This is a genomic window from Neorhizobium petrolearium (genome assembly GCF_017873175.1).
In the GTDB taxonomy this organism is placed as follows: domain Bacteria; phylum Pseudomonadota; class Alphaproteobacteria; order Rhizobiales; family Rhizobiaceae; genus Neorhizobium; species Neorhizobium petrolearium.
In genome coordinates, this window is record NZ_JAGGJW010000042.1 from 1 (window position 1) to 6589 (window position 6589).

General features: G+C 58.1%; 4 protein-coding genes. 3 read left to right on the top strand and 1 reads right to left on the bottom strand.

The features are described 5' to 3' along the window. The first annotated feature begins 46 nt into the window (after window positions 1–46). Complete coding sequence (locus J2046_RS33390) at window positions 47–2428, top strand: efflux RND transporter permease subunit (protein WP_325169821.1); 2382 nt, start codon at window positions 47–49, stop codon at window positions 2426–2428. A 268-nt stretch (window positions 2429–2696) separates the two neighbouring features. Then, window positions 2697–3419 carry a response regulator transcription factor gene (locus tag J2046_RS33395; RefSeq protein WP_210059096.1) on the top strand — a complete coding sequence of 241 codons (723 nt, stop codon included), beginning with the start codon at window positions 2697–2699 and terminating at the stop codon, window positions 3417–3419. 96 nt (window positions 3420–3515) lie between these two features. On the opposite strand, the gene J2046_RS33400 is transcribed toward J2046_RS33395, so the two are convergent. Continuing rightward, complete coding sequence (locus tag J2046_RS33400) at window positions 3516–4364, bottom strand: MipA/OmpV family protein (RefSeq protein WP_210059098.1); 849 nt, start codon at window positions 4362–4364, stop codon at window positions 3516–3518. A gap of 313 nt (window positions 4365–4677) precedes the next feature. Between J2046_RS33400 and J2046_RS33405 the strand changes: the two genes are divergently transcribed. Next, complete coding sequence (locus tag J2046_RS33405; protein WP_325169820.1) at window positions 4678–5982, top strand: ATP-binding protein; 1305 nt, start codon at window positions 4678–4680, stop codon at window positions 5980–5982. Window positions 5983–6589: the final 607 nt, after the last annotated feature.

The window sequence follows — 6589 nt, forward strand, 5'->3', positions numbered from 1 at the left end:
TGGATGTTCTCGACAGACCAAGCCCGCAAAAAGATGGCAAAGTCTTATCCAATACCTTTGCTCAACGAGTCATAATCTCTGGGACGTCACACTAGGCTTTTCCGGCGGAAACACCGTTCGGCTGGCTGAGGTGGCAAACGTGCGCGATACGGTCGCCGAACCGCGGGCCTTCGCCACGTTGAACGGCGCCGATATTGTTGGCTTTTCCGTTTATCGCACCCAGGGGGCGAGCGACGTTTCGGTCGCGGATGCGGTCGCCGAGGCTGTTGCAGACTTGGGCAATAGCAATCCCGGCATCCGGTTCGCCCTTGTCGGTGACAATGTCTCTTACACGGCGGGAAACTATCATTCCGCGATGGACACTCTGCTCGAGGGAGCGGCGCTTTCCGTCGTCGTCGTCTTCCTTTTCTTGCGCGACTGGCGCGCGACGGTGGTCGCCGCCATCGCGCTGCCGCTCTCGATCATTCCTACGTTCTTCGCGCTCGATCTTCTCGGCTTTTCGCTCAACATTCTCAGCCTTCTGGCCGTAACGCTGGTGACCGGCATCCTGGTCGATGACGCGATCGTCGAGATCGAAAATGTCGTCCGCCATCGCAACATGGGAAAATCTGCATATCAGGCCGCGCTCGACGCCTCTGACGAAATCGGGCTCGCGGTCATTGCGATCTCCGCCACGATCATCGCCGTCTTTGCGCCTGTGGGTCTGATGAGCGGTGTCGTCGGGCTGTATTTTCGGGAATTTGGCCTGACCGTAGCCATCGCGGTGTTTTTCTCCCTTCTGGTGGCGCGGCTGATCACTCCGATCATGGCCACCTATTTTATGACTGGCCGGCCGCCAGCGGAAGAGCGGAAGGGGCGCCTGACACTCGCCTATGAAACCTTGCTGCGGAAGAGCCTGCGTTGGAAATGGGCGACCATCGGAGCTGCATTTGGCCTTTTCGCGGTCGCCATTGTCTCCTTGATCTCAGTCCCGACCACGTTCCTTCCTCCCGAGGACATGGGGCGGCTGACGTTGACTGTTGAGCTGCCGCCTGGTTCCAACCTCGACGAGACGAGGGCGGTGACCGACGAGATATCGCGCCGCGTCGCGACGTTTGACGAGGTGGGGGGTGTCCTGACTCGGGCTGGAGCGAGCATGAATGGACAACAGGATGCGCGTTACGCCGTCATCTCCATCGATCTCTTGCACAAGGCCCAGCGGTCGCGATCATCGTTTGCTATCGAGGCCGATATCGAAAAGGTGCTCGCCTCCATTCCGGATGTCCGCCTGAGATTTCTCGACAATCGCGGCGGCCGTGATCTCTCGTTCGCCGTCTTGGGCAGCGACGGCGAAGCCGTACAGAATGCAGCCGATACGATCCTGCGCGAAATGGCGGAGGACGAGAGCTTCGTCAGCCCGGCCAGCGACAATGTTGCCATGCGGCCGGAGTTGAGGATCACGGTGCGAACCGACGAGGCGGCAGCACTTGGGGTCTCCGCCGCCGATATTGCCAGCACGATAAGGATATCCACGATCGGCGACGTGGACAGCAAACTGGCGAACTTCAGCGAGGAGGCGCGCCAGATTCCGATCCGGGTCGTTCTGGATCGAGCCGCCCGCGGTGAGCTTGCGATCTTCCAGACCTTAAACGTGCCGTCTGCCGACGGAAGGCAGGTGCCGTTGGCCGCGGTCGCAGAAATCGGCTTTGATCAGACGGTCGCGGCGATCGATCGTTTCGATCGTCAACGCCGCATCGAGATCGGCGCGGACATGCAAAGGGGGTTGACCTCAGGGCAAGGGCTCGATCGGCTCTCGCAGCTGGAAAGTGTAAGGAGCCTCCCTGCCGGCGTACGTGCACAGGCCACCGGCGACTCCGATACCGAGGGTGAAGTGTTCGAGAGTTTCGCCGTTGCCATGGGGGCGGGCATCATGCTTGTTCTCATCGTGCTGATCCTGCTGTTTAGGAGCGTTCTGGCGCCCTGGACCATACTTGCCTCCCTGCCCCTGTCCATCGGAGGCGTTTCCGCCGGACTTCTCTTGAGCGGCAACGCCATATCACTTCCCGTCGTGATCGGCATCTTGATGCTGATGGGGATCGTGACAAAGAACGCCATCATGTTGGTAGACTTCGCGATGGAGCGGGAGGCGCTTGGTCTCGACCGGCTGGAGGCTGTCGTGGAGGCGTGCCAGGAGCGCGTTCGACCTATTGTCATGACGACGCTGGCGATGATCGGGGGAATGCTGCCATCGGCCTTCGCTATCGGGGATGGTGGCGAGTTCCGCGCGCCCATGGCGATCGCCGTCATCGGCGGATTGCTGGTGTCCACAGTGCTTTCTTTGATCGTGATCCCTTCACTGCATCTCCTTCAATCAGATCTCAGCGACCGTCTGAGCCGGCTCTTCAGGCCTTCCCTCCAGTCGGCGGAAGTCGGTCTTCTGGAGCGCTGAAGATCGCATCGTCCCCCCAACGGTGCGTTTTGACAGGAGCGGTCAGCTAACTGACCGCTCCTGTTTCATATTGCGGAAGCCTTCGACACCGTTTGTTGCCGGGTTGACGAACGGTGCCGATGGAAGCGAGCGATGCGCGACCAACTTCGGCTCATCGCGGCATCGCGCGGGCAAGCCTTCCCATGCGTCGTAATAAAACTTAACAAAGCGAAATATTTGCTCTGGGCGTGACATGTTTTATGCGCGAGTTGAGCCAAGGAAAAGAACAATGCAGTCGAACTCCGCAAACGTGAAAATCCTGATCGTTGAAGACGATCCGGAAATCGGCAATCTGCTGGCGCTCACGGTGCAGGAAAGCGGAATGATCCCGACCGTCGCCGAAGACGGCCATGTGGCTCAGTCCCTACTGCGCAACAATGACTTCGATCTCATTATTTTAGACGTCATGCTGCCGGGAGAGGATGGCCTCAGCATCTGCAGGCGGATTCGATCGGAGAAGACCACCCCTATCATCCTGCTGACGGCGCTTGGGGAAGAGGTTGACCGCATCATCGGCCTGGAGTTCGGTGCCGATGACTATGTCACCAAGCCCTTCAGCCCGCGAGAGGTGGTCGCCCGCATCCGAAGCCTTCTGAGAAGGGCCTCCTATGGCTTGGTGAATTCCTCCGCTCAGCGGAAGCTGCGCTTTGAAGGCTGGCAGATCGATCCGCTGCGTCGGCAATTGCACGATCCTAGCCATGCACGGGTTGCCCTGACGACGACCGAGTTCGATCTTCTGTTGGCCTTTTGCCGGAATCCGGGGCGGATCATCACCCGAGAGGAACTTCTCTCGCTGACCCATTCGGGTTTGGCTGGGCCGATCGAGCGCAGCATCGATGTTCATATCAGCCGGTTGCGGCAGAAGATCGAGGCCGATTCAAAGACGCCGGTCCTACTACAGACCGTCAGGCTCGGCGGTTACATGTTCACTGCGAAAGTTGAGCAGGCGTAGCGCCTTTGTATTGGCAAGAAGCCGGAACAGGTGGTGCTGCTCCGGCTTCCTTACGACTCCGACACCGAAGGATCTGGCATGGAGGGGCAGGGACGGTCAGAATTTATAGCCAACGAAAAGCGAAGCGGATGGCTGGAGTTTCTCTTCCACAATCGGGCTGTCGGCGGCGTCACCCGTCAGGATGCCGAGGCTCGTCTCACCCCTCACGAGCCAGTTTTCGCTGAGCATGTAAGTTGCGGATGCCGAGACGTTGACGCGCTTCAAGCCAGCTTCCGCCTTATATTCGGGAAGGCCGGACCTGGCCGACTGGGCGGCGTTCACACCGAAATAGGCTTCCATGTGCTTATCGTTGGCAATGACGGCCTCGACGCCGGCGCCAAGGATTAGGCGTTCCGTTACCGGTGCCTTATACTCGGTGCCAACCGTTCCGATAAGGCTCTCGCTACCGTCGATGGTCTGGTCGATTGTGCCGTAAAACTCAAAACCATTCCAGGTATAGGAAGCCTTCGCGCCGACGGTAGCAGCGAAGTCGATGTCACCGAGTCCATCGAGGCGGTCGTTGTCGTCTTCATCCCGTCCGCTTTCGTAGCCGACCCTGGCTGCCAGCGCAAAACCCTCATGGCGAAGCGCGGTGACAGCAATGCCCCTTGGATCGATCTCCAGCCAGTCTCCATAAGTGAATACGATAACCGGGATGGGATCGATTTCAAAGTCATCACTTCCTTCATAATCCGGCTCGTAGCTGGCACCTGCGCCGACAATCAGGCTCCAGTTGGACTTGGGCTTCTCGTTATTGAACCGCTCCTGGTCGAATGGCGGTTCCGGGGTTTGCTCTGCGAGGCCGGCATCGGCCGCGAGAGCGTTCGGAGCCGCGCCGAAAAACAGGAAAGTGAGGTAGAAGGCGTTTAATACAAGCCGATGGTCGGTCCGTTTGGTAGAAGACATGGGTGCTCCAGTGATTTGATACGGGACGCGCCGGGGTGGCGAAGACCGCGTATGCAACGCCATTGTCCTGTCATGGATACGGCTGAAGCTGCATGTCTTTGTGTTACGTTTTGTTTCGGACAGTGCAGGCTTGGGGACGAAATCGAGGCATAATCGGGGCAGGCCGCCGGCCGACACAAAACTTAATATCGGCGCTTTCGCAAAGTCTCTATTCTCAGCTGCACCGGGTCTGTGACAGAGCCCACTCGACGTTTCGTTCCAATGTGTTGGGCAAAACCAACAAGGAGGTGCTTTGCAAATCCGAATGCCCCAAATGAGTTCGACCATACATGGCCAGATTACCGCGATCATCCTGGTCTGTCTGGTTATCGTTATCAGTGCCGGTTCGACGTTGGAACGCTGGGTGCGCAAGGACTACGACGTTCCTGATCTGGAAGCCCTTTCCGATCGCATCTCGGCCATCAGCTCAATCCTGGCTGCCGCGACACCATCCGAACGGGACGCCATCATCGAGATCGCCAATCGGAGCAATTGGAATCTTTCTTTGCAGCCGTTGTCCTTCGCTGACCGGTTCACCACGTCATCGGCAACGGAGCCGTTCATTCATGCCGCCATCGACTGGTTTTTCCCTCCCGATAATGGAGCGGTGCCATTCGGCGGCTGGCGAACGTTTGTCGATGGCAAGCGTGTTCTGGCCGCACAGATCGATAACGAGAACCTTCTTGTTCTGGAAAAGCTCCCACAGCGCTTTCTGCGCAGTGACGCGCTGAGCTTCGGTTCCAACTATTTGGTTGCTCTTGTAACGCTGATTATCCTGTTTTCGACTTTTTCCGTCTGGACGATCACCCGGCCGCTACGCCGAATTGCTTCGGCGGCTATGAGAGCCGATATCTCGCTCGGACCAGAGCTTTTCGAAGAGCGTGGAAGCGTCGAGATCATCGCGCTGGCGCGCGCCCTCAATGGAATGCAGCGGCGTATTTCCGCTATGGTTGAGGCGCGCACGCGAATGCTCCGAGGAATAAGCCACGATCTACGGACGCCTCTGACTCGCTTGCGGCTCCGCGCCGAAAGAGTGAGCGAAAACGAAATCCGCGATGCGCTGCTGGCGGACATAAAGCAAATAGATCGGCTCTTAAGGGAAAGTCTTGGTTATTTGCGGGACAATCACCACCGCGAAGTTCCCCAGCGTGCCGATCTCGGCTCGCTTCTGCAGACGGTTTGCGACGAGTTTACGGACATGGGCCACGACGTCACATATCATGGGCCGGCAAGAATGGTTGCAAGTTTCAAGCCGCTCGCCCTCACGCGCGCTGTGACAAACTTGTGCGACAATGCGACGAAGTTCGGAAAGCGAGTCGATGTCGAACTCAGGGCGGCGGGCGGCGAAGTCACAATCGATGTAGCGGATGATGGGCCAGGCATTTCCGCCGAGCATCGTGCCCAAGTCCTTGAGCCTTTTTACAAGATCGACGCCGCCCGCGGAAAAGCGGACAGTGGTTTCGGTCTAGGCTTGTCCATCGTTGCGGAGATCGTCCAAGCCCATCACGGAAAGCTGGAGCTTCTGGATCAGCATCCCAACGGACTGATCGCGAGGTTGGTAATCCCCCTGTCGGAATGAAGGAGGAGCATCTCAAAGAATGAGCGACAAGTACCGGCAAGGCGCTGTATGCAGCCGATGTAGCACGTGCAGAAGCGAGTAATGTTTGCGTGTGTCCTCTGCGGTGGTGGCCGCATCGGCCCAATCACGCTGATGTCGCAACCCGCCTGGTCGCTTTTTGAGGAATATCATCATGACCTTGATCGGCGGAAAATCCGTCGATGACTTATGGCAGGTGATGCCGGTTGGGATGCTCCAGCGGAAACAGGCCAAATCGATTTTGCGAAGCTCCAAACGGAATAGCTGATGGCCATCGGCACAGCTATGCAGTCGATGAAATTATGCTTGGCGAGCCAAGCGTGTGGGCCTGCTTATTCCATTTCTGTCGGCACCAGTGCCGAGGCGAGCGGAAATAGGAGCCGTGCTTTAACAAGAGATGACTCCGCTCGGCCTTACTCAAACTGTTGGTCCTCGATCCCCTTCGGGTAGCGATCGAGCGTCAGGTTCAACTGGATGCCGTGCTCGAGCCACGCGGGACTGTCGGATTTTTTGTGCCTGAGGCCCGTTTCCGTCAGTTGCTGACGAACCTTTCGCCGAATGCGACGGCGAATTGCGTCTTGGCCTCGAA

What these genes read in the sequence shown, in the direction of transcription:
- J2046_RS33395 (WP_210059096.1), top strand. Translation starts at nt 2,697, where the DNA reads ATGCAGTCGAACTCCGCAAACGTGAAAATCCTGATCGTTGAAGACGAT.
- J2046_RS33400 (WP_210059098.1), bottom strand. Translation starts at nt 4,364, where the DNA reads ATGTCTTCTACCAAACGGACCGACCATCGGCTTGTATTAAACGCCTTC.
- J2046_RS33405 (WP_325169820.1), top strand. Translation starts at nt 4,678, where the DNA reads ATGAGTTCGACCATACATGGCCAGATTACCGCGATCATCCTGGTCTGT.